A 20,080-nucleotide genomic window follows, 5' to 3' on the forward strand; every position below is an offset into this window, starting at 1 on the left:
GATATGCAAGAGGGGGCCAAGCCCCCTCTTGGGCAACAGCTTACTTGGCTGCGCCAGCGATGATCTGGGAGAAGTCGTCCACTTTCAGGGACGCGCCACCCACCAGGCCACCGTCGATGTCCGGCTGACCGAACAGGTCGGCAGCGGTTGCACCAGTGACGGAACCGCCGTACAGGATCTGTACTTTGGCAGCCACGGCGCCATCAAAACCGGCCAGGTACTGACGGATGTGAGCGTGAACGGATTGAGCGATTTCCGGGGTAGCAGTCTTGCCGGTACCGATGGCCCATACCGGCTCATAGGCAACCACGGCGTTGCTGAAGGAGGCGATGCCGCAACGGTCGATGACGGCTTTCAGCTGGGTCTCAACCACAGTCTTGGTCACGCCGGCTTCGAACTGCTCCAGGGTCTCACCGATGCACAGTACGGGGATCAGGCCCGCTTTCTGGATGGCTTCGTACTTGGCGGCTACCACGTCGTCGTTCTCTGCGTGCAGGGTACGGCGCTCGCTGTGACCGACCAGGGAGTAGGTGCAACCGAAGGCTTTGAGCATGGAGGGGGCGTTCTCGCCGGTGAAGGCGCCGGACTCGTGAACGTCGGCATTCTGGGCACCGTAGGCAATCTTGCTGCCTGCGGTCAGCTGCTCAACCAGACCCAAAAAGATAACCGGCGGGCAGACGGCGACTTGCACGGAAGGATGAGCGGCAGCAGCCGGGGTCAGTCCTTTGATCAGAGCTTCTACAGAAGCTTTGGTACCGTTCAGTTTCCAGTTACCCATTACCAGGTGCTGTCTCATCTTGTAACTCTCCTAGGCATTTGATTGCGCGACATTATATGAATTGAACCGAGCCCAAGATAGCTGACCCGGCGGCAAATGACGTAATTTTTTTTCGCTTTCCTGATCCAAATCAGGAATGAAAGGCTCGATTGCTCAATCGTTAACCTGCCCTCGCAAACGGGCCCACCATACCCCAATCCATTCGTGAATGGCAGCCTCGGAATACATCAGATAACGCCCCTTCGGCAGGTAGCTGTAGAGGGGTTGCGCCACCTGACTCTGCTTGGCTGTGTAGTCGGTGGGGGCCGGCACTGCATCGAGTCCCTGCCCTTGGTACAGCGCCATGGCTCGCGGCAGGTGGGTGGCCGAACTGACCAGCGCCACCCGCTTGCCCTTGAGATAACGGCTGATGCTGACGGCCTCGTCATGGGTGTCTTTGTTGTTTTCAAACAACGTCATTCGGGATCTCTCTATCCCCAGGCTGGCCGCCATGCGGGCATTGACCTCGGCGTTGGAGAGGGGATCCCCCGATACATAGCCGGAGAAGACCAGTGTGGCCTGGGGGTAAGCCTGGGCGAGGCGTACGCCTTCCAGGGTTCTTGCGAGGGCGATATTGTTCTGCCAGGCGCGCTCAGGGATCGCCGGATCGCTCACATGGCCGTTGCCCAGCACCACGATAGCCTCTATATCCGGGTGTTGGCTTATTTCGAACGGCGGGAAGGTCTGCTCCAGCCCTCTGGCCAGCTCATAGCTCACCGGCCGCATCCCCATCAGAGCAACAATGATCAGGGAGCAGGTCGCCAGCAGCTTGCCGGTTTTCTGAAAGCGGGTGAACCAGAGCAGTAAAAGTGCCAGCAGCAATAAGGAGAGGGAAAAGGGCAGTGGCATCAGCAATTGGCCTAGCCATTTCTTGATAACAAACAAGTTGGCGGCAAACAGGTTGAGCTCAAACACTGGGATGTCGTCCTTGAGTTTTCAGCAAATTCGGGATGTGACAGAATACCCCTCTTTTTTCGTCAGGCCCAATGCTGCGGCCAAAAGTTGAGTGAGTCTTGAAGCAAGATCAGAGTTTTGACGGGCGTGCCGACAAGTTTGCTCGCAACATTTATGACTCCACCAAGGGGCGTATTCGCACCACTGTGGTCTGGAGCGACATTGAAGCCTGCCTGGCTCGCCTTGGCAACCGGCCCCTGCGCATCCTGGATGCGGGGGGCGGATTTGGCTATTTTGCCCAGAAGCTGGCAGCCATGGGTCATCAGGTGGAGCTGTGCGATCTCTCCGCCGAAATGCTTGAACTTGCACGGGCCCAGATCGCTGAAAAGGGGCTGGAAGACAGAATTCGTCTCATCCATTGCCCCATTCAGGATCTCAAGGCCCACGTGACCGGCACCTTTGATCTGGTGCTCTGTCACGCCGTGCTGGAGTGGCTCGCCGAGCCGCGCCAGACACTGCTCGGTCTGTTCCCTTTCGTCAATGCAGGGGGCATACTGTCGCTGCTTTTTTACAACCGTCATGGTCTGTTGTTTCAGAGTCTGGTGGTGGGCAATTTTGACTATGTGCGCCTCGGCCTGCGCAAGAAGCGCCAGACCGCCCTGACCCCCACCAATCCGCAGTTGCCTGAACAGGTCTACGACTGGATTGGGCGAGGGGGCCTCAAGATCATTGGCAAGACGGGGGTGCGGGTCATTCACGACTACATGCGCCACAAGCAGGATCAGGTCGAGAAGTTCGATGATCTGCTGGCCATGGAGCAGCAATATTGTCGCCAGGAGCCGTTTATCTCCCTGGGTCGCTATATCCATGTGATGGCGCAGAAACCGTCAAGCTGACAAGCAGTCTGTCTGGCAGCCTTGTAATAACAACGAGATGGTCAGTTTCATATGATGAGACCGTCCCACGGATAACAACGAGATGACAACGTCATGATGAGTACATCCCGTACCCTGCCCGAGCGTTCTGTGCCGGAGATAGTAGGGTGGGTCAGGCAGGAGGGGTTGGCGCTGAGCCTGCCTACCGACCGGCTGGCCTTTCTGATTGCAATCAAGACACTGTCCGAAGATGAATCGGACTTGTCGGAAGCGGCGCTGCACGATGCCTTTGGCTATGTCAGCAACGCCTTTGGCCAGATGGACGAGACCCTCACAGGTCGTGCCAACAACGCCATCAACGATCTCATTCGCCAGCAACTGCTGTCGCGCTTCAATACCGACATGGTGGCGGGGGAGAGTCTCTATCGCCTGTCGCGGCTGGGGATGGGGATCGTCGACTTCTTTATGGATCAGCGTCAGGTTGACTCCATCAAGCTCTCCATCCTGCTCGAACACCTGGCGGCCGAGCTCGATACCGCCCGCAAGGCGGCGCTTGAGACCAACACCCGCGAGCAGTGGGATGCCGAAGTGTTGCCACGGCTCACTTTCTCGCTGGAAGAGACCCTTGGGCGCATCGATCTGACCCAGCGCGCCATGGATGAGCAGCAGAATCAGGTCAAGAGCGAGATAGCGGCCCTGCTGACCCAGAACTGGGTCGATGCCATTCACAGCTGTGAAAAGCTGCTGCACGAGACAGGCCAGACCCTGCGCGAGCTGCAAGATACCCTGGACGCTGCCGGCCACCGCCTGCAGGCGGGGCTGCTCAATATTCAGGAAGCGGCCCAGGGGCGCGACGATCTGTTTCACGTCGAGGAGCTGACCCATGCCTTGCAGGGACGGCTTGATGTGATCACCAGCTGGGGCCAGCAGTGCATCGAGCTATGGTCCCGTTACGATCGCCACGTCCACAAATTTATCCGCAACGCCATCGACATGGACAAGAACCGCGCCTTCAGCCAGCGGTTGCGCGACTCCATTCGCAATTTCGAGCAGCACAACTGGCAGCTGCGCATCGCCGAGGAGCCCCGTCTGCTGGAGCTGCGGGATGAAACCATTGCCATCCACGACGAGGAGGTGACCGGCGAGGTGCCCCTTGAGATGGAATACATGGAGATGGTGGACATCAATCAGGCGCTGGCGGAGCGCATCGAGCGCTACCTCGCCCGCTATCCCGAGCAGGGCCATCAGCTGGATGTGGCCGATGTGCTGCGGGAATACCTGCTGGATTACCCGGCTCACGCCCATTTCGATGTGGCGCGTCTTCTGATCGACCAGGCCGTGCGCCTGGGCCATGCCAGCGGTGAGCGCGAGCTGCACCGCCAACCCGCATGGAAACCCATTAACCAAGCTGGATCCAAGGTTCAGGCCTATGTCATTGATCAATACTGAGTTTCCCTTGCCGCTGCGGCTCGCAGAGGCGATTGCCAACCCCTTGTTTCCGCGCATCGACACCGCCTTGCGCTCCGGCCGTCACATCAGTGCCGACGATTTCGAACAGCACTCGGCGCTGGTGGAGTACCACAACGAGCTGGAGATCTTCTACGGCCGCTATCAGGTGGAGCTGATCAAGGCGCCGGAAGGCTTCTTCTATCTGCGCCCGCGCCCCAGCGCCGACATCGGCACCACTGTGCTCTCCGAGCTCGATATGCTGGTGGGCAAGGTGCTCTGCTACCTGTTCTTGAGCCCGGACCGCCTCGCCTCGGAAGGGGTGTTCGCCATGGGCGAGCTGCAAGAAGAGGTGTTGAGCCTGGCCGACGAAAAGCAACTGCTGCGCATGGTCAACAGCCGCTCCGGCGGCACCGATCTCGACAAGAAAAAGCTGCTCGAAAAGATCCGCACCTCCATGCGCCGATTGCGTCGCCTTGGCATGATCACAGCCCTTGGCAACAGCGACAAATTCCGGGTCAACGAATCCGTGTTCCGCTTTGCCGCCGACGTGCGCTCCGATGAAGATCCCCGCGCCGTTCAGCTGCGGATGATCCAGGAGGGGGAGGCCATCTTCCACGATGACGAGATGCCGAGCAGCGATTCGCTGTTTGAAGACATTGAAGCGGATCTTGATGAAGAGCAGCTTGAACTGGAGGTCGAAGATGACCTGCAGCGTTAAATCCAAGATCCAGATGGAGAAAAAGTCGTGAGAGGCAAATTCAAATCCCTGACCATGGTCAACTGGAACGGCTTCTTCGCCCGCACCTTCGATCTCGACCAGCTGGTCACCACCCTCTCTGGCGGCAACGGGGCGGGCAAGTCCACCACAATGGCGGCCTTTATCGCGGCCCTGATCCCTGATCAATCCCTGCTCCATTTCCGCAACACCACGGAAGCGGGCTCATCCAGTGCTTCCCGTGACAAGGGGCTCTACGGCAAGCTGCAGCGCGGCCACTGTTATTCGGTGCTCGAGGTGATGAACAGCCGCGAACAGCGGATCTGGGTCGGCGTCCATCTGGAGCAGGTAGCCAACCGTGACAACAAGGTCAACATCACCCCGTTCGCGCTGGTGGATGTGCCCGAGCAACTGCAACCCACCGATCTGCTGCTGGAAAAGCTCGACGACGGCAAGGGCCGGGTGCGCGCCTTTACCGATCTGAAAGGGGCGGCCGCCGAGCTGGGGGCCATGAAGGTCGCCAAGTTCAATACGGTGACCGACTATCACAACTTCATGTTCGAGTTCGGCATCACGCCGAAGAAGTTGCGCGACCAGAAGGATCGCGGCAAGTTCTACCGCCTGATCGAAGCCTCCCTCTACGGCGGCATCTCTTCGTCCATCAGCCGTTCCTTGCGTGAATACCTTCTGCCGGAGAACTCCGGTGTGCGCAAGGCATTCCAGGACATGGAGGCGGCCATCTATGAGAACCGCCGCACCCTGGAAGCCATTAAAGAGACGCAAGGTCAGCGGGATCTGTTCAAGAACCTGATCACCGAGACCACCCACTATGTGGCGGCGGACTATGTGCGCAACGCCGCCGAGAAGAACCGTCTCTCCGAGCTGGCCCTCAGGGCGCGGCAGGAGCTGGCGGGCAAACGCCGCTTGCTGGCTGAAGAGAAGCAGCGTGCCATCTATCTGGCTGACGAGGTGGAACAGCTCACCAACCGTGAAAAATTACTGACCGACGAGCTGGAATCTGCTGCCGAGCATCTGGCCAAGGTGATGGCCGCCGTTGCTCTGCAGAAGAAGATAGAGATGTATCGCGCCGATCTGGCGGAGCTCGTCGACAAGCTGGAGCAGCAGCAAGCCGTGGTGGAAGAGATCCATTGCCAGTTGCTGGAAGTAGAAGAGCGCAAGGAACTGGCGCAAGCAGAGGTAGACAGCCTCAAGACCCAGCTCGCCGACTACCAGCAGGCGCTGGACATTCAGCAGACCCGCGCCATCCAGTACCGTCAGGCGGTGCAGGCGCTGGAGAACGCCCGCGCGCAGTGCGAGCTGCCGGGGCTGACTGCCGAACAGGCGAGCGACACTTTGCATCAGTTCCGCGCCGCCGAGCAGAGCCTCACCAGCCGTGTGCTGGGGGCCGAGCAGCAGCTGGCGCTGGCCAAGGCGGCGGTGGCCGAACACGAAGCGGCGTTGGCGCTGCTTTTGAGCATCGCCCCCGAAACAGCGCGCGAGGCCGCTTGGCCTACGGCGCAGGCGCTGCTCAAGCGTCACATCGAAGACAAGGCCCGCATCGCGCAGGGGCAGGGGCTGCGCGCCGCGCTGGCTCGCCTCGAGAAAGAGAGCGAAAGCCAGCAGGCGCTGTTCCGCTTGCGTGACGAGCTGCAGCAGGCCTCTGGCCAGCTGATCGCGAGCCAAGACGAGCTGGAGATCTTCCTCGAAGCCCAGCGCAACCGTCAGGAGGAGCTCTCCGAGCAGCAGGCGGAAGTCAACCAGCGCCGCGCCAGCCTGGAGCATCAGGGCGTCCAGCTGGGCCGCGATATCGGCGAGCTGACCAAGCTGGCTCCGCGCTGGCTCAAATCCTTTGAAAAGCTTGAGCAGTTGCGCGAGCAGAGCGGATTGCCGCTTGCCACCGCCGAGGAGCTTTCGGCCGGCATGCAGACCGTGCTCGACAAGGAGCGCGAGTTCGAGCAGGAGAGCAATCGCATCGCGGCGCAGAAACAGGCGCTGGAGCTGCAAATTCGCAACCTGCAACTGGGTGCCGGTGAGGCCGATCCGCGCCTTGCCCGCATCGCCGAGCAGGTGGGGGGCGTGCTGCTCTCCGATGTTTATGACGACATCTCCATCGACGATGCTCCTTACTACTCCGCGCTCTACGGCCCGGCCCGCAGCGCCCTGGTGGTACTCGACCTTGAGGGCGCCATCGAGCGGCTGAAAAAGCTGGAAGATTGCCCGGAAGATATCTACCTCATTCAGGGCAACCCCGACTCTTTTGACGAGGACCTGGTGGAAGCGGATGAGCTGGGGGACGCCGTGCTGGTGCGTACCAGCAAGCGTCAGGTGCGCTTCTCCCGCTACCCCGAGCTGCCGCTGTTCGGCCGCGCCGCCCGGGAAAAACGCATCGAGCAGCTCGATCTCGAGCGCGAAGGCCTGATCGAGGGTTACGCCAAGGCCGCCTTCGAGCAGCAGAAGTATCACCGCCTCTACGGCCACTTCCGTGACTTTATCGGCCAGCATCTGGATATCGCCTTCCGCCCCGATCCCGAAGCTGAAGTGCAGGCCAAACAGGCCGAGCTGCGGGGACTGCAGGGTGCTATTGGTGAGTGCGACAAGCAGCTGGCCGAGGCCAAAGCGGCCGCCGCCCAGCTGACCCGCCATATCCAGCTGGTGCAGGGGATGTTGCCCTTTGCCCACCTGTTTGCCGAGGCAGATCTAGCGGCCCGTCTCGAAGCGGCTCACGCCGATGTGGAAGCGCTGAAACAGGCCGAAGCCTTTATCGCCAAACACGGCAAGGCGCTCGAGAAGCTCGAAACCCAGGTGCAGGTGCTGCGCCAGGATCCGCAGGATCTCGCTGCCCTGCAGGCTGCATATGATGAGGTGAGCGAGCTGTTGGCCGAGCAGAAGCGCCGTTGCTATGCCCTTGATCAGCTGGTGGCCCGTCTGCCGCACTTTGCCTATCAGGACGCACAAGACCTGCTGGGCAAGGCCTCCGAGATGAGCGAGCGACTCAAAGAGAAGCTCAAGGCTGCCGAGCTGGCGGCCCGCACCGCAGGTGAGCAGCACAAGCAGATTGCCCAGCGTCACACAGAAGCGCTGCAACTGCGCACCGCGCTCGATTCCAGCGCTTCGGCCAAGCGCCAGACCCTGAACGAGTTCGAGCAGGAGCTGGCGGCCATGGGGCTGACCCTCTCTGACGACATGGAAGAGAAGTCCCGCGCTCACAAGAAAGAGATCGAAGAGCTGCTCATCCGCACCCGTTCCCGTCGCACCAGTGCCGAGGCCCAGTTGCAGGTGACCAAGCGCGAGATTGAATCTTTGGGCGGTCGCCTCAAGCTGGAGGGCAAAGATTACTTCACGGCTCGTAAATCACTGGTTAGCCACAAGGCAAGCTGGTCGCGGGTGGTGCGTCTGGCACGCGACACCGACGTCGAGAAGCGCCTCAACAAGCGCGAACTGGCTTACTTGGACAGCGACGAGCTGCGCTCCATGTCTGACAAGGCCCTCGGCGCCCTGCGGGTTGCCGTGGCTCACGACGAGGCCCTGCGTGATGCGCTGCGTCTCTCCGAGGGCAATCGCAGCACCGAGCAGAAGGTCGCCTTCTACGTGCAGGTCTACCGTTACCTCAAAGATCGCATCCGCAACGACATCATCCGCTCAGATGATCCGGTTGAGGCCATCGAGGAGATGGAGATCGAGCTGGCGCGCCTGGCTGATGAGCTCAAGCAGCGTGAGAACCATCTGTCCCTCTCCTCCCATGAGGTGGCGGCCAAGATCACCAACATCATCCGCCGCGAGCAGAACCGTATCCGGGTACTCAACCAGGGCTTGCAGAACATCGCCTTCGGTCTGGTGCGCGGGGTGCGCCTCAACGTCAATATCCGCGAGGCCCATACCCGCCTTCTCACCGCGCTGGCGGATCAGACCGCCATGCACAACGATCTGTTCGCCGACAAGGAGCTCAGCTTCTCCGAGGCCATGGCCAAGCTGTTCCAGCGTCTCAACCCGCAAACCGAGCAGGGGGATCGCAGCTATCAGGTGATGGGCGATGTTTTGCTCGACTATCGCAACTATCTGGAGCTGGAGATAGAGGTACAGCGCGGCGCCGATGGCTGGCTGCGGGCCGAGAGCGGCGCCCTCTCCACCGGCGAGGCGATCGGTACTGGTCAGGCCATCCTGCTGATGGTGCTGATCAGCTGGGAGGAGGAGTCCCGCCGTCTGCGCGGCAAGGATATCGCCCCTTGCCGCCTCTTGTTCCTCGATGAAGCGGCCCGTCTGGATGGCAAGTCCATCGCCACCCTGTTCGAGCTGTGCGAGCGGCAGGATATGCAGTTGCTTATCGCGGCACCCGAGAACATCAGCCCCGAGAAGGGCACCACCTACAAGCTCATCCGCAAGGTGCAGGGCAAGCACGAACACGTGCATGTAGTGGGGCTGCGCGGCTTTGGCTTTAGCGATGACAAGCTCATCGCCTGACCTGCGTCTGGTGCACATCCTGACAAGGGCTGACGGGTAAATACATGAACGGGAGGCTTGGCCTCCCGTTTTAGTTGCAAAATAGGGCAAAGTAGCCGCGTTGCCCTCGGGTGTGGAACCGCGAGACAGTTTATGAACCTTTTACTGGCCATCCCGATCTGGCCGTTTTACGTGACGACAACAAGACCGGCCATACCGGCAAGGGGATCAAGGATAAAGCGCATGGCGGATATGAAGGGAAAGATGCAATACATACAAAAAGGGCTGTTGTTATCTCTTTGCCTGTTGCTGGCAGCCTGTAGCAGCCGATATGACGACAGCCACGGTGGCAGTTGGCGCGGTTATACCGAAACCGGGCTCGCCTCTTATTACGCCGACCGCTACCACAATAAAAAGACCGCCAGCGGCGAGCTTTACCGCACTCACCTCAACACCGCTGCCCATATGACGTTACCCTTTGGCTCCCTGGTCAGGGTCACCAATATCGCCAACGGCAAGAGCGTCGTGGTCAAGGTCAATGACCGCGGTGCTTTTAAGCGCGGGCGGATCATCGATCTCTCCAGGTCTGCCTTCAGCACCATTGGCAACACAAGATCCGGCCTTATCAAGGTCAAGGTCGAGGTGTTGTAGCGGGCAAGAGGCACTGTCTTGAAATCCACCGATGTCATCGAACACCCAGATGACGACCTGGCCCTGATCTGCTTTGTATAAAAACGGTTTGCGCTATCAGAAGCGGAATACATATCCGGTGGGAGAGTCATCATACTGCCGAGCCCACCATATTGGACATCATTCACTATGAGCAGCATGGAGTTAAAACCCTTCGGTGACGTGAGTGCAGAAGATTTTCTGCCCCTGGTCAACGATGAGACAGTGAGAAAACATCTGATTGATCATCCTCCCTTCGATGCGGCCAGTGTGCGCGCCTGGATGGATGACAAGATACGAATTGACATGTTGCCCGGTTGCCGCGTGCGGGCCCTTGTCATCGATGGCGCTCTGGTTGGCTGGTGCGGAATACAACCCGACGGCGAGGGAGTCGAGATTGCCATTGTCATCGCCAAAGCGGGTTGGGGGGCGGGGATTGCCATCTTCAAGGAGATGATGGGATGGGCGCGAAGCATGGGCCATCGGGAGGTGCGCTTTCATCTGCTGGACACCCGCCCCGCATACCGGTTCCTTGCCAGACGATCCACCAGGGTGAAGAAGACGACCCTGTCGGGGCGTGGCTTCACCACTTATCACCTCAGCGTAGAACAATGGTTTGCGGACTAATGGCGGAGAACCAGTGCGTTGCCAGTGCATGGAGTGCCGCCCGTTGATTTTGTCGTCCTGAAGGTTATTTTCCCCAGTGGCGCCAAATCCCCTCTTGCGTGCAGAACCAAGGGATGCCTGCCAGCAGCGAGCCATGCTTCTACCGGATCCTCCGTTGTTCATCCGATGGAACACTCTGTCCATCCTGCCCATCTATATCCATCAGCCGGCCATGCATACACTGCTGCCATGTTGATGGATGAGCTTTCATGAACGTAAATGCAGAGATGTTGGCTCATCCTGATGTCTTGATGGTATGACAGTGGAGAGATATGGATGAAGATAAAGTCAGACAAAATAGTGTCGATTGCGGTGCTCAAAGCACTACCTGGTATGAAGGAACGCCTGCGCCATGAACTGCTCAAGCTGGTCGAGCCCACGCGCCACGAGCCGGGCAACCTGGATTATGTGCTGTTCGAATTGCGTGACGAACCGGACACCTTCTATATGCGTGAAGCTTTCGTCAGTCAGGCCGCCCTGGATGACCACTGCGCGACCGACTATTTTCAAGCCTTTGCCAAGCAGGCCGAAGCATTGTTGGCAGAGCCCCTGCGGCTGATTTTTATGGAAGAGGTGAGCCACTCATAAACGTATTGGGCCAGCTGCTGGCCCAACTCCCCCCCATATGCCAAGTGCCCAGCCAGAGACTTTCCCGCTATCCCTTGGTTTCAAGGACCCATCTACCTGCATTTTCACGGCATCCGTTAGGGATGCTGCATTGCACTGGTTCCTCCTATTTCTGACCAATAGCCTTTTCATCTGCTTCCTGGTCGGTAAGATATCCAAATGGGATTGATTATGGCTTAAGCCTTGTTATCGAGGCGAAAACAGCCATGGCTGGACATGTGCGCAATGACGCAGCCGGCCATCGATGTGGCTTGAGCAGGGAGTGAGATGGATATCGAGCTGGCAGATGTGCCAAAGAGTGAGTTTGAAGGGGTTTTCGCTGCCATCAAACCCCGGCCCTTGTTTCGTGAATATTGATGAGAAAATAATAGTTAATGGAGAGTGATGATGGCAATTCTTGATATTTTGATGGTACCCGACCCCAGGTTGAGAATAAAAGCCGAACGGGTTGAGGATATAACTGCCGTACAGGGGCTGATCGATGACATGCTGGCGACCCTGTATGCGACGGAAAATGGGATTGGCTTGGCAGCAACTCAAGTCGGGCGTAAAGAGGCGATCGTTATTATCGACTTGTCCGAAAGCAGGGATCAGCCGCTGATATTGATCAATCCGGAAGTGATAAGTGGTACTGACAAGGTATTCTGGCAGGAGGGATGTCTGTCCATCCCGGATTATTATGCTGATGTTGAGCGATATTCCTCGGTGGTTGTATCCGCATTGGATCGGCATGGAAATCAACTCACTATGGAGAGCAGTGAGTTTTTGGCAATTGTGATGCAACATGAAATTGATCATCTTGATGGCAATCTGTTCATTGATTATCTTTCACCACTCAAGCAGCAGATGGCACTGAAGAAAGTGAAAAAATCTATCAAGTCTGCAAGCTAGTCCTCTCTGATGAGGATTTATTGATGGTTTATTTGTTGGGAGAGGATGAGGAATGAAACTGACACACTGTAATGCCATGAACACCCTCTCCATACACACAGTGCCATTTAACCGAACTGGCAGGCGCAATGGGGTGTTGGCCACTCTGTTGCTGGGGCTTTTATGGACAACATTCCCCGCATCAGCTGACGAAGAGCCGTTGCCTGCCGAGTATCACTCCTTTGTGCAGCGTTTTATCGATGCGGCCGAAGCCAAGGATCATCAGTCGCTTGCCAACCAGATGAAATATCCCTTCAAGCGGGAGTACCCCATGCCCGCAATCAAGAACCCGTCGGAGATGCTGACCCGTATCGACGAGGTCTTTGATGACGCCATTCTAAAGCGTATCGCCATATCCCAAGTCGGGCAGGATTGGCAGACCATGGGCTGGCGCGGCATCATGTTCGGCAGTGGCGAAGTCTGGATGGATTTCGATGGCAAGGTGATCGGTATCAATCATCAGACGGCGCAGGCCGCCAAGCTGAAAGCAGAACTGATCGCCAGCCAGAAGAGCGATCTTTATCCCGGCCTGCGGGATTATCAGAGTCCCGAGCTGATGTGGCAGACCGAAAAATTCACCATTCGCATCGACGATATGGGCGATGGTCACTATCGCTACGCCTCCTGGGCCAAGGGCAAGGCGCTCGGTGACAAGCCGGATCTGGTACTGAAAAATGGCACCGTCAGGGTTGAAGGGACAGGGGGTAACCACACCTACCAATTCAAGAGCGGCCCATACCGCTACGAGTGCGTAGTGACTGTGTTGGGTGAGCGGGGCGTGCCAACCGGTGTGCTGGTGGTCTATAAAAACGATGTCGAGATAATGAGCCAGCCGGTGATCAAGGTGTTGTGACGCCAATCCACATTCCCCGATTGCTTAGAGAGCGGCCACGAGCCGCTCTTTTGCTTTCTTGGATTGGCTGGTGGGCTGCTAGCCCTGCGGCACCCTCACCCCCTTGTCCAGATAGAGGCTGCTGTAGTGGGCGCGGTGGGTGACAAACATCACCTGATGGCGGCAGCCATCGGAGAGGATAATAAAGTCCCCCGCCTGGGCAGGGCTCTGCAGACGGATCTCCTGCTCGGGGGCCGTCAACTTGTCGACCTCCTCCTTGAAGGTGAGGGTGTAAGAATACATAGGGTTCTCCACGGCACGACCTATACAGACACGCATCTCAAGGCTAGTTGCCAGCACCCGGATCCGCGGCGCCCAAGCGACACCTGTCCGCCATTTAATTTAACGGGTAAGCTTGGCGTGTTTCTCTTGCGAATGGGGTCGTGGCTCAGGTTTGCAAGAGGCTCTGTCTTGGGGCTGCGTAAATGGTCAAGCATGGGTGCTGACCTTTTCAGCATGAAAGCAGCCAGTATGACGTCGTCACTATGTAAACAAGCAGCATGAGAACAAGGAGTGATCATGAAGGAGCTAGCCTCCCCGTTGGAGCCCGAGTTGGTGCGTATCGCCGCCTTTTCTGATGGGCTGCAAGGGGGCAACCCTGCCGGTGTCTGGATTGGCGCCAGCTTGCCCGGCGCACACGAGATGCAGCATATTGCCGCCGAAGTGGGATTTTCGGAAACCGCTTTCGCCGCACCCATGTCAACGCCCTTGCCCCAAGGCGCACAGGCAGTTGAGCCAACCGCCGAGCTGCGGGAATGGCGGGTACGGTACTTTTCTCCCGAGGCTGAGGTGCCATTCTGTGGCCATGCCACCATAGCCCTCGGCGTGGCATTGGCGCGGCGCTTTGGGGAAGGGGAGTATGGACTGCACCTCAATCAGGCGGTGATCAAGGTATCGGGCTGGCTGGATGGGGAAGGGCACTGGCAGGCCGCCCTGCAATCGCCGCCTACTCACAGCAAACCGGCCACGGCCGAACTGGTGGCCGCCGCATTGGATCTCTTCGGTTACACGCCCGCGGATCTGGATCCCCGTATTCCCCCCGCGCTCATTCATGGCGGCGCCGATCATCTGGTGCTGGCCCTGAACAGCCGTGCCGCCCTTGCGGCCATGGAGTATGAGCTGGAGCAGGGGCGCACTTTGATGCGAAGGGAAGGGCTGGTGACCATACTGTTGGCCCATGCCGCCCGTGAGCAGCTGTTTCACACCCGTAATCCCTTTGCTTATGGCGGCGTCTACGAAGATCCAGCCACCGGCGCGGCGACGGCTGCCTTTGCCGGTTATCTGCGCGATATCCATTGGCCCCATGGCGGCATCATAGATCTCTTTCAGGGAGAGGATATGGGCATGGCGTCACACCTGCACGCCGAGATCCCGGCCGAACCCGGCAGTTCAATCAGGGTCTTCGGCCGTGCCCGCTTGATATGACCGACACGCAATGAAACATCCGCCAGCTGGCGGATTTTTCATTATGGGGGCGGATGTCAGCTTATTGAGCAAGGGGAACTGCTTGTGCATTTCCCTCTGACGGGCAGCCATCTTCTGCTTGTTGGTGAAGAGGCGTGAGCCAGTGCAGCAGTTGACGAGTCACCTGGGGGCTGCCGAGCAGGGCCATATGGCTGGTGCGATAGGCAATCCAGCAGTGGGATAGCGCAAATGCCAGCTGGTGGCGGGCTTCCTTGTGCTGCCCAAGGGCACTGCGCAGGGGGACCAGGCCATCGCCAATCAATCTATCTGCCAACAGATTGCGTTTGGCTGCCGTCGTGGCGGCTATTGCAAAGCAGGCGACGCCTGCCGGCAGGGGCAGAGGCGGGCGCGGATCCGTTGACGCCGTATCGCGGGTAGGGTCTTGGTCGTCGAGCAGGGTGCCGTGGCGCAGATCCTTGATACCCGCACTGCGCAGCCGTGCCAGTCTGACAAACGGCTCGGTGTAGGCGGTGGCAGGCAGCAGTTGTTCCAGCCAGTGACCTGCGTGTTCCAGGGGGGCCCCATGATGGGGGGTCCCCAGAAACACCAGATTTCTCAGGACGTTTGGCCAGCTCGCCTCGCTCTGACTGGCATAGTGACAGGCGCTGCGGATCACCAGCCCGCCCATGCTGTAGGCCAGCACGCTTATCTCGCTGATGTGGCTGGGCCAGTGAGTCACCAGCTGCGCCAGCTGGCTCGCCAGTTCCCGCCCGTTTTGCGAAATCGGCAGCCCTGAGTTGTAGCGCAGATAGACGGGCACATAACCCAGGGTGCTGGCCAGTATCTCCCCATGGTTGAGCGTCTGCTCTTTGTCCTTCCCCTTGGTTTGGGTTTGCCACTGCAGATCATTCATGCACAGGCCATGCACCATCAGCAGCACCCGGCTTTGACCAGCAAGTTCAGGGGGCATGGCGTGCCAGTTCAGGGGCGCCCCCTGATAGCGCAGTGTCATGGGAGTGGCGAGGGCATTGTGGCTGGCGACCAGCTTGTCTCCCATCACGCCGTTGAGGGTCGCGAGCAGGGAGGCGCGTTTGGGGGTTTCGGGGATGGCTTCCTGAGCGAGCGGCACCGGCACGCGGGCGAGCACGGCATTGATGCCACTGCCGAGCTGGTCGGCCGCCCTGTGGATCCCCCGGTAGACAAAACCTGTGATGCCCCGGGTTTCCCCCTCCCCCTTGCCCTTTATGCCCATGCCACTCAATACCGCCTGGTGGACAGCCTCCGTGATCTGTATGGCGGCGGGCAGGGCTTGTGTGAGCAATCTGGCCAGCTCGCGGATGTCCGACACATGCCAGGATGAAACCGGCTGCTTTTCTGTCGACTGGTTCATGGGGTGCCCTCGGGAATAGGGTGTCAGCAAGGCATGCATCCCCACAGAGGCACGCGTCTGGCCAACACAGACACATCCAGCTTGCCGTGTTTGCCTCGGGTTTGCCAGTTACTCTGTGGTCGCCTCTGGTCGACCAGGCCTGTCTTGCTGCCCAAGCCGGTGTGCAATACGGCGCCACTACCTATTGCTCATGACCATTGCTCATGCGCGAGACCGATCACGGTAATGGACGGTGAAATCACCTCTAATTATTCATATGACACCGTAACAAGGAGCCGTGATGTCACTGTTTGATGAGGGCCGGGTACAGGATCTTTGTGCCCGCTTGCTGGACAAGCAAAACGAGAGGGGGTGTTCGTTCGATAGCAAGCATGGCCAGCGGGTACGGCACAGCAATGACGCGGAAATAAAAAAACCGCCAGATAACAATCAGGCGGTTTTTTTATCGTGCCGACCCTTATTTCAGGGCTTTTTTCAGCTTCTTGATCTTGCCTTCGTGCTTGGCAATTTTCTCGAGGCGAGCGGCGATTTTCTTCTTGATATCTTTCTTGCTGGCTTTGGCCATCTGTGTTGCTCCTTTTGCAGTGGTGACACCCTAGGTGTCTGTGAGTCTGTCCGTTGACGTCCCAGAGTGCCACAAGGTTGCCGTCTGGGCCAAGCTATTGGCGAAGAAAAGCACAAATGTCGGCGATTGATTTGGCGCAAGCGGCACTTGCCTGCCAGTGTATTGCTGTCGAGGAGGGCCTATTTTCAAAGCGGTTTCTGGCACGTTCCCATGCTACCTGGCGTGCAAACTGGCAGCGAATCCAGTGATCCAAGGTGATCGTCATGGCCGATTTTTGATCCAAATGCCTGCTGCCGGAGCCCTTTTCCCCACTTTTCCTGCTCTGGTATGGGGGCGCACGCTGACAATGGATGGAATTGTGACCATATTTTCCTTGGGCAAGGGCTAAATAATTGATCCAGCGCAAACTTGCCCCCTATTTATTACTTTGGTGGCATAGGACTCAGGCAACCGTTGGGTTCAAATAGCATTATCAGGAACGGGGAGATAACTCCGTCACGAAAGGGACACCCATTTCACTGGATGAAGGACACACGATGAGTCTGCTTGAACAAACCATCTGGACTGTATTGGGATACGGGGCCATGCCCTTTATCTTCCTGAGCGGGTTTGTGGCAGTGGCAGTGACCTGCTGCTTGCTGCTCAATGCCTTCGGGGTCAAGTCCGCCGAGAAGTGATCCGCTTCTTTCGTTCATACCGCCAAATGCCAGTCTTCGGACTGGCATTTGTTTCTCAAGGGTTTCCCTTTACCAAGCGGCTCAGCCCGCCATCAGGCAAGGTTGTACGAATGCCATGGGCCGGTTGCTGTTTTTTAACGCTTTTTCGGCAGTGAACCGCGGAATATCGGCCAAATGCATGGCCAAGGTGGTCGAACCTGGCGTGGATTTTGATTACACTGGCGCGCAGTTTTTCCACTCTGGATTGATCCGGTCCGGATTGACCACTTCAAGGTATCCAAGATTTTCTATGGCTCTCAAGGCAACCGTATTCAAGGCTCAACTCAGCCTGTCCGACATGGACCGCCACCAGTATCAGGACGTCTCCCTGACACTGGCCCGTCACCCTTCCGAGACCGATGAGCGCATGATGATCCGGTTGGCGGCCTTCGCCTGGCATGCCGCCGAGCGTCTGGAGTTCACCAAGGGTCTCTCTGCCGATGACGAGCCCGAGCTGTGGCGCAAGAACTATTCCGATGAGATTGAGCTCTGGATTGAGCTGGGTCAGCCGGACGAGCGTCGCCTGAAAAAAGCATGCAACCGCTCCCGTCACGTCGTGCTCTATCTCTACGGTGGCCGTGGCACCAGCGTCTGGTGGAAGCAGAATCAGGGCAAGCTCAGCCAGCACGACAACCTCACAGTGATCGAGCTCTCCGACACCCAGACACTGCCGCTCACCGCCATGGTGGCGCGCACCATGCACCTCACCTGCACCATCTCCGACGGTCAGCTCTGGGTCAGCAACGGCGACTTGGAAGTGACGCTGGACCCCATCATGCTGATGGGGCCACCCGCCCGCGAATTGTAAACGGACCCGCTCATGTTCAGTGCGCTGCTCAATATTGTCATACCGGTGTTTGCCGTGGTGGGGCTCGGTGCCCTCTATGGTCGGTTGCGACCGGGCGGGGCCCTGGGTTACGTCAATCGGGCCAATATAGAGTTGTTCACACCGGCGCTGGTGTTTTCGGCGCTGGTCAAATATCCGCTGGCCTTGATGGCCCATCTGCCACTGATCGCGGCAGGGGTACTGGTGATCCTGTTGCCCGGACTCTTGCTCTCCCTGCTCAGGTTAAAGGAGATCAGCAGACCGGCACTGATCCTGCCCGCCATGTTTCGAAACACAGGCAACCTCGGTATCCCCTTGATGGTGCTGGCCTTTGGCGAGCAGCAGCTCGGCGCCATCATCATATTGTTCGTGCTCTCCAACCTGCTCCACTTCTCGGTGGGCATGTTTATCCTCTCGGCCAATACTTCCCGCTGGCTCTGGCTGAAAAGCCCCGTGCTGTGGGCCGCCTTCGCCGGTTTGCTGGTGGCCAACTTGCAGATACCGTTGCCGGAATACCTGGTGACAAGCGCGACTCTGCTAGGCCAGATCTCGGTGCCGCTGATGCTGTTTGCCTTAGGTGTTCGGCTGATGGAGGGGGAGCTGGGCCACCTAGGCTTGGCACTCAAATGCAACCTGCTTTACCTGCTGGCTGGCGGCTTGTCATTCGGGTTGGTGGTCTGGTTGTTGCCGCTACAGGCGGAGTGGTTACCCTTGCTGATGCTGTCGGTGGCGCTGCCCCCGGCGGTATTAAATTACATGCTCTGTGAGCAATACCAGTGCCAGCCTGAAAAAGTGGCCAGCATAGTACTTGGCGGCAATGCGCTCTCGGTGGTGGTGATCCCCCTGGCAGTCTGGCTGGCGCTGCATCTGAACAGTTGAACTCCTGTCGTTAACATGGCCCGCAGTATCTACCACCTCTGTCATTCGGGCAGAGGCGAGCTGCCATGCTTGCCGGATCGCAACTGAGAGTAGAGTCCGAATCCTGCCAGCACCCCCGTCAATGCCAGCAAGAGCCAGATGGCGGTGGCGGGACGGGTCCCCGCATCCCCCAGCATAAAACCGATCAGCAGGTTGCCAAAGAGCGCCATGCAGCCACCCGCACTGGCATAGAAGCCGTAGTAGCTGGCGAGCTGGTCAGGGGGCGCGTAGCGGGGCAACTGGGCGGCAAAGAGCGGGAAGCAGAGAATGGAGCCCAAGGAAAGCAGGGCCACCTGCGCCAATACCCCCACCGTCGGCCAGGGGGCCAGCAGAGGCAGGGCCAGATAGCTCAGCCCCATCAGTCCGATACCCAGCCCCATGGCCAGCGGCACACCAAGGTGGCGTTCCACCAGGCGTGAGGCCGGCAGTTGGAGCAGGACGCCGATCACCGCCGAGAGGGTGAAGACGCCGCCGAGCAGGTGAGTGGCGTCCGGCAGGCTCTGGATATGGGCGGGCAGGGCAAGATAGAGCTGATGGAACAGGATCTGATAGCTGCCCGCCAGCAGAGTGAACCGCATAAAGGGGCGCTGGCGCAGGATGTCCCGCCATTGGCTCAGAATGGCGCCGTGCGGGGTCTGGTTATTCACTGGGCGCTTGGGCAGCACCCGATACTGCAGCATCCCCAACAGAGCAAACAGGCTCGCCGCCAAGAGCCCGGTCAGGGCATAGCTCTGCTGGGTCAAGGTCAGGCCGACCAGGGGGCCGAGCAGCATGCCCGCCTGGCTGGCGAGATTGTGCAGGGCGAAGGCGCGCTGGCGCTGGCTCGGGGTGCTGCATTCGCTGGCCAGATAGGCCTGGGCGCAGGGGGTGAAGAGGGCCCCGGCAAAGCCGGTGAGGGCGGCCGCCAGCAGCAGTATGGACAGGGACTCGGCCCAGCCCAGCAGCACGAAGCCTAATGACCGCACCAGGCACCCCCAGACGATGGCGGTGTGATAGCCGATACGATCCCCCAGAGTCCCCCCCAGCAGAAACAGACCCTGCTGGCTGAATACCCGCATCCCCATGACCAGACCACAGGCCCAGCCAGCGAGGCCAAGCCCGCTGCCCATGTGCTGGGCCAGGAAGGGCATCATCATGTAGAAGCCGAGATTGAACGCCAGGCCATTGATGATGAGCAGGCGGGCGGCCGGGCTCATGCCCTGCCAGTCCCGCCAGTAGGAGGCGCGGCTCATGCGTTGTTCACCCGGGCGCCGGTTGCGGGCAGTTGCCAGCATGCCGCAGGCGGTATCA

General features: G+C 58.9%; 18 protein-coding genes and 1 pseudogene. 14 read left to right on the forward strand and 5 right to left on the reverse strand.

Going from position 1 to position 20,080, the window contains the following annotated elements:
- Positions 1 to 40: 40 nt before the first annotated feature.
- On the reverse strand, positions 41 to 796 hold the full coding sequence (gene tpiA, locus AC1P02_RS15730; RefSeq protein ID WP_005311133.1) for a triose-phosphate isomerase: 756 nt from the start codon (positions 794 to 796) through the stop codon (positions 41 to 43).
- Positions 797 to 931: 135 nt separating this feature from the next.
- A complete protein-coding gene (gene elyC / locus AC1P02_RS15735) occupies positions 932 to 1,702 on the reverse strand; it encodes an envelope biogenesis factor ElyC (protein ID WP_448763755.1) in 771 nt (256 codons plus the stop codon).
- A 128-nt stretch (positions 1,703 to 1,830) separates the two neighbouring features.
- Between elyC and cmoM the strand changes: the two genes are divergently transcribed.
- The 9 genes from cmoM to AC1P02_RS15780 all read left to right on the forward strand — a co-directional run bounded on the left by cmoM (position 1,831) and on the right by AC1P02_RS15780 (position 12,932).
- Complete coding sequence (gene cmoM, locus AC1P02_RS15740) at positions 1,831 to 2,607, forward strand: tRNA uridine 5-oxyacetic acid(34) methyltransferase CmoM (protein ID WP_059111977.1); 777 nt, start codon at positions 1,831 to 1,833, stop codon at positions 2,605 to 2,607.
- 93 nt (positions 2,608 to 2,700) lie between these two features.
- Entirely contained in the window at positions 2,701 to 4,035 is a 1,335-nt protein-coding gene (gene mukF / locus AC1P02_RS15745) for a chromosome partition protein MukF (RefSeq protein WP_005311139.1), read from the forward strand.
- Positions 4,016 to 4,753, forward strand: a complete 738-nt coding sequence (gene mukE, locus AC1P02_RS15750) for a chromosome partition protein MukE (RefSeq protein WP_005311141.1) — start codon at positions 4,016 to 4,018, stop codon at positions 4,751 to 4,753. Before mukF ends, mukE begins: the two co-directional genes overlap by 20 nt.
- 27 nt (positions 4,754 to 4,780) lie before the next feature.
- Complete coding sequence (mukB, locus tag AC1P02_RS15755) at positions 4,781 to 9,208, forward strand: chromosome partition protein MukB (RefSeq protein ID WP_485182627.1); 4,428 nt, start codon at positions 4,781 to 4,783, stop codon at positions 9,206 to 9,208.
- 243 nt (positions 9,209 to 9,451) lie between these two features.
- Positions 9,452 to 9,838 carry a septal ring lytic transglycosylase RlpA family protein gene (locus AC1P02_RS15760; RefSeq protein WP_181455230.1) on the forward strand — a complete coding sequence of 129 codons (387 nt, stop codon included), beginning with the start codon at positions 9,452 to 9,454 and terminating at the stop codon, positions 9,836 to 9,838.
- Positions 9,839 to 10,006: 168 nt separating this feature from the next.
- Positions 10,007 to 10,483: a GNAT family N-acetyltransferase gene (locus AC1P02_RS15765; RefSeq protein ID WP_485182628.1), complete on the forward strand. Its 477-nt coding sequence runs from the start codon at positions 10,007 to 10,009 to the stop codon at positions 10,481 to 10,483.
- A 315-nt stretch (positions 10,484 to 10,798) separates the two neighbouring features.
- On the forward strand, positions 10,799 to 11,110 hold the full coding sequence (locus AC1P02_RS15770) for a putative quinol monooxygenase (RefSeq protein WP_485182629.1): 312 nt from the start codon (positions 10,799 to 10,801) through the stop codon (positions 11,108 to 11,110).
- 426 nt (positions 11,111 to 11,536) lie between these two features.
- A complete protein-coding gene (gene def / locus AC1P02_RS15775; protein WP_485185464.1) occupies positions 11,537 to 12,040 on the forward strand; it encodes a peptide deformylase in 504 nt (167 codons plus the stop codon).
- 52 nt (positions 12,041 to 12,092) lie between these two features.
- Positions 12,093 to 12,932: a hypothetical protein gene (locus tag AC1P02_RS15780; protein ID WP_485182630.1), complete on the forward strand. Its 840-nt coding sequence runs from the start codon at positions 12,093 to 12,095 to the stop codon at positions 12,930 to 12,932.
- A 78-nt stretch (positions 12,933 to 13,010) separates the two neighbouring features.
- On the opposite strand, the gene AC1P02_RS15785 is transcribed toward AC1P02_RS15780, so the two are convergent.
- Positions 13,011 to 13,214 (reverse strand): hypothetical protein, encoded by a 204-nt coding sequence (locus tag AC1P02_RS15785; protein WP_404295657.1) that lies wholly within the window; start codon positions 13,212 to 13,214, stop codon positions 13,011 to 13,013.
- Positions 13,215 to 13,490: 276 nt separating this feature from the next.
- Here AC1P02_RS15785 and AC1P02_RS15790 point away from each other — a divergent pair, with 276 nt between their 5' ends.
- On the forward strand, positions 13,491 to 14,396 hold the full coding sequence (locus tag AC1P02_RS15790) for a PhzF family phenazine biosynthesis protein (protein WP_277736342.1): 906 nt from the start codon (positions 13,491 to 13,493) through the stop codon (positions 14,394 to 14,396).
- A gap of 61 nt (positions 14,397 to 14,457) precedes the next feature.
- Here the strand turns inward: AC1P02_RS15790 and AC1P02_RS15795 are convergent, their stop codons facing one another.
- Complete coding sequence (locus tag AC1P02_RS15795) at positions 14,458 to 15,765, reverse strand: lipase family alpha/beta hydrolase (protein WP_485182631.1); 1,308 nt, start codon at positions 15,763 to 15,765, stop codon at positions 14,458 to 14,460.
- A 280-nt stretch (positions 15,766 to 16,045) separates the two neighbouring features.
- Here AC1P02_RS15795 and AC1P02_RS15800 point away from each other — a divergent pair.
- The 4 genes and pseudogenes from AC1P02_RS15800 to AC1P02_RS15815 form a co-directional block, all read left to right on the forward strand.
- A pseudogene (locus tag AC1P02_RS15800) lies at positions 16,046 to 16,153 on the forward strand (Wadjet anti-phage system protein JetD domain-containing protein); the annotation flags it as partial.
- A gap of 713 nt (positions 16,154 to 16,866) precedes the next feature.
- Positions 16,867 to 17,007: a TIGR02808 family protein gene (locus AC1P02_RS15805; RefSeq protein ID WP_005301193.1), complete on the forward strand. Its 141-nt coding sequence runs from the start codon at positions 16,867 to 16,869 to the stop codon at positions 17,005 to 17,007.
- 289 nt (positions 17,008 to 17,296) lie between these two features.
- On the forward strand, positions 17,297 to 17,854 hold the full coding sequence (locus tag AC1P02_RS15810; RefSeq protein ID WP_290046148.1) for a YaeQ family protein: 558 nt from the start codon (positions 17,297 to 17,299) through the stop codon (positions 17,852 to 17,854).
- A gap of 12 nt (positions 17,855 to 17,866) precedes the next feature.
- A complete protein-coding gene (locus AC1P02_RS15815) occupies positions 17,867 to 18,751 on the forward strand; it encodes an AEC family transporter (protein ID WP_099993128.1) in 885 nt (294 codons plus the stop codon).
- Between the two features lie 41 nt (positions 18,752 to 18,792).
- On the opposite strand, the gene AC1P02_RS15820 is transcribed toward AC1P02_RS15815, so the two are convergent.
- On the reverse strand, positions 18,793 to 20,064 hold the full coding sequence (locus AC1P02_RS15820) for an MFS transporter (RefSeq protein ID WP_485182632.1): 1,272 nt from the start codon (positions 20,062 to 20,064) through the stop codon (positions 18,793 to 18,795).
- Positions 20,065 to 20,080: the final 16 nt, after the last annotated feature.

The sequence above is a fragment of the Aeromonas sp. TS_SC_11 genome (genome assembly GCF_057318915.1).

Excerpts from the sequence above, each read along its gene's own strand:
- AC1P02_RS15805 (WP_005301193.1), top strand. The coding sequence starts at position 16,867 with ATGAGTCTGCTTGAACAAACCATCTGGACTGTATTGGGATACGGGGCC.
- AC1P02_RS15785 (WP_404295657.1), bottom strand. The coding sequence starts at position 13,214 with ATGTATTCTTACACCCTCACCTTCAAGGAGGAGGTCGACAAGTTGACG.
- AC1P02_RS15780 (WP_485182630.1), top strand. The coding sequence starts at position 12,093 with ATGAAACTGACACACTGTAATGCCATGAACACCCTCTCCATACACACA.
- mukF (WP_005311139.1), top strand. The coding sequence starts at position 2,701 with ATGATGAGTACATCCCGTACCCTGCCCGAGCGTTCTGTGCCGGAGATA.
- def (WP_485185464.1), top strand. The coding sequence starts at position 11,537 with ATGGCAATTCTTGATATTTTGATGGTACCCGACCCCAGGTTGAGAATA.
- AC1P02_RS15820 (WP_485182632.1), bottom strand. The coding sequence starts at position 20,064 with ATGCTGGCAACTGCCCGCAACCGGCGCCCGGGTGAACAACGCATGAGC.
- mukE (WP_005311141.1), top strand. The coding sequence starts at position 4,016 with ATGTCATTGATCAATACTGAGTTTCCCTTGCCGCTGCGGCTCGCAGAG.
- AC1P02_RS15765 (WP_485182628.1), top strand. The coding sequence starts at position 10,007 with ATGAGCAGCATGGAGTTAAAACCCTTCGGTGACGTGAGTGCAGAAGAT.
- AC1P02_RS15795 (WP_485182631.1), bottom strand. The coding sequence starts at position 15,765 with ATGAACCAGTCGACAGAAAAGCAGCCGGTTTCATCCTGGCATGTGTCG.
- AC1P02_RS15810 (WP_290046148.1), top strand. The coding sequence starts at position 17,297 with ATGGCTCTCAAGGCAACCGTATTCAAGGCTCAACTCAGCCTGTCCGAC.
- AC1P02_RS15815 (WP_099993128.1), top strand. The coding sequence starts at position 17,867 with ATGTTCAGTGCGCTGCTCAATATTGTCATACCGGTGTTTGCCGTGGTG.
- AC1P02_RS15760 (WP_181455230.1), top strand. The coding sequence starts at position 9,452 with ATGCAATACATACAAAAAGGGCTGTTGTTATCTCTTTGCCTGTTGCTG.
- AC1P02_RS15770 (WP_485182629.1), top strand. The coding sequence starts at position 10,799 with ATGAAGATAAAGTCAGACAAAATAGTGTCGATTGCGGTGCTCAAAGCA.
- tpiA (WP_005311133.1), bottom strand. The coding sequence starts at position 796 with ATGAGACAGCACCTGGTAATGGGTAACTGGAAACTGAACGGTACCAAA.
- AC1P02_RS15790 (WP_277736342.1), top strand. The coding sequence starts at position 13,491 with ATGAAGGAGCTAGCCTCCCCGTTGGAGCCCGAGTTGGTGCGTATCGCC.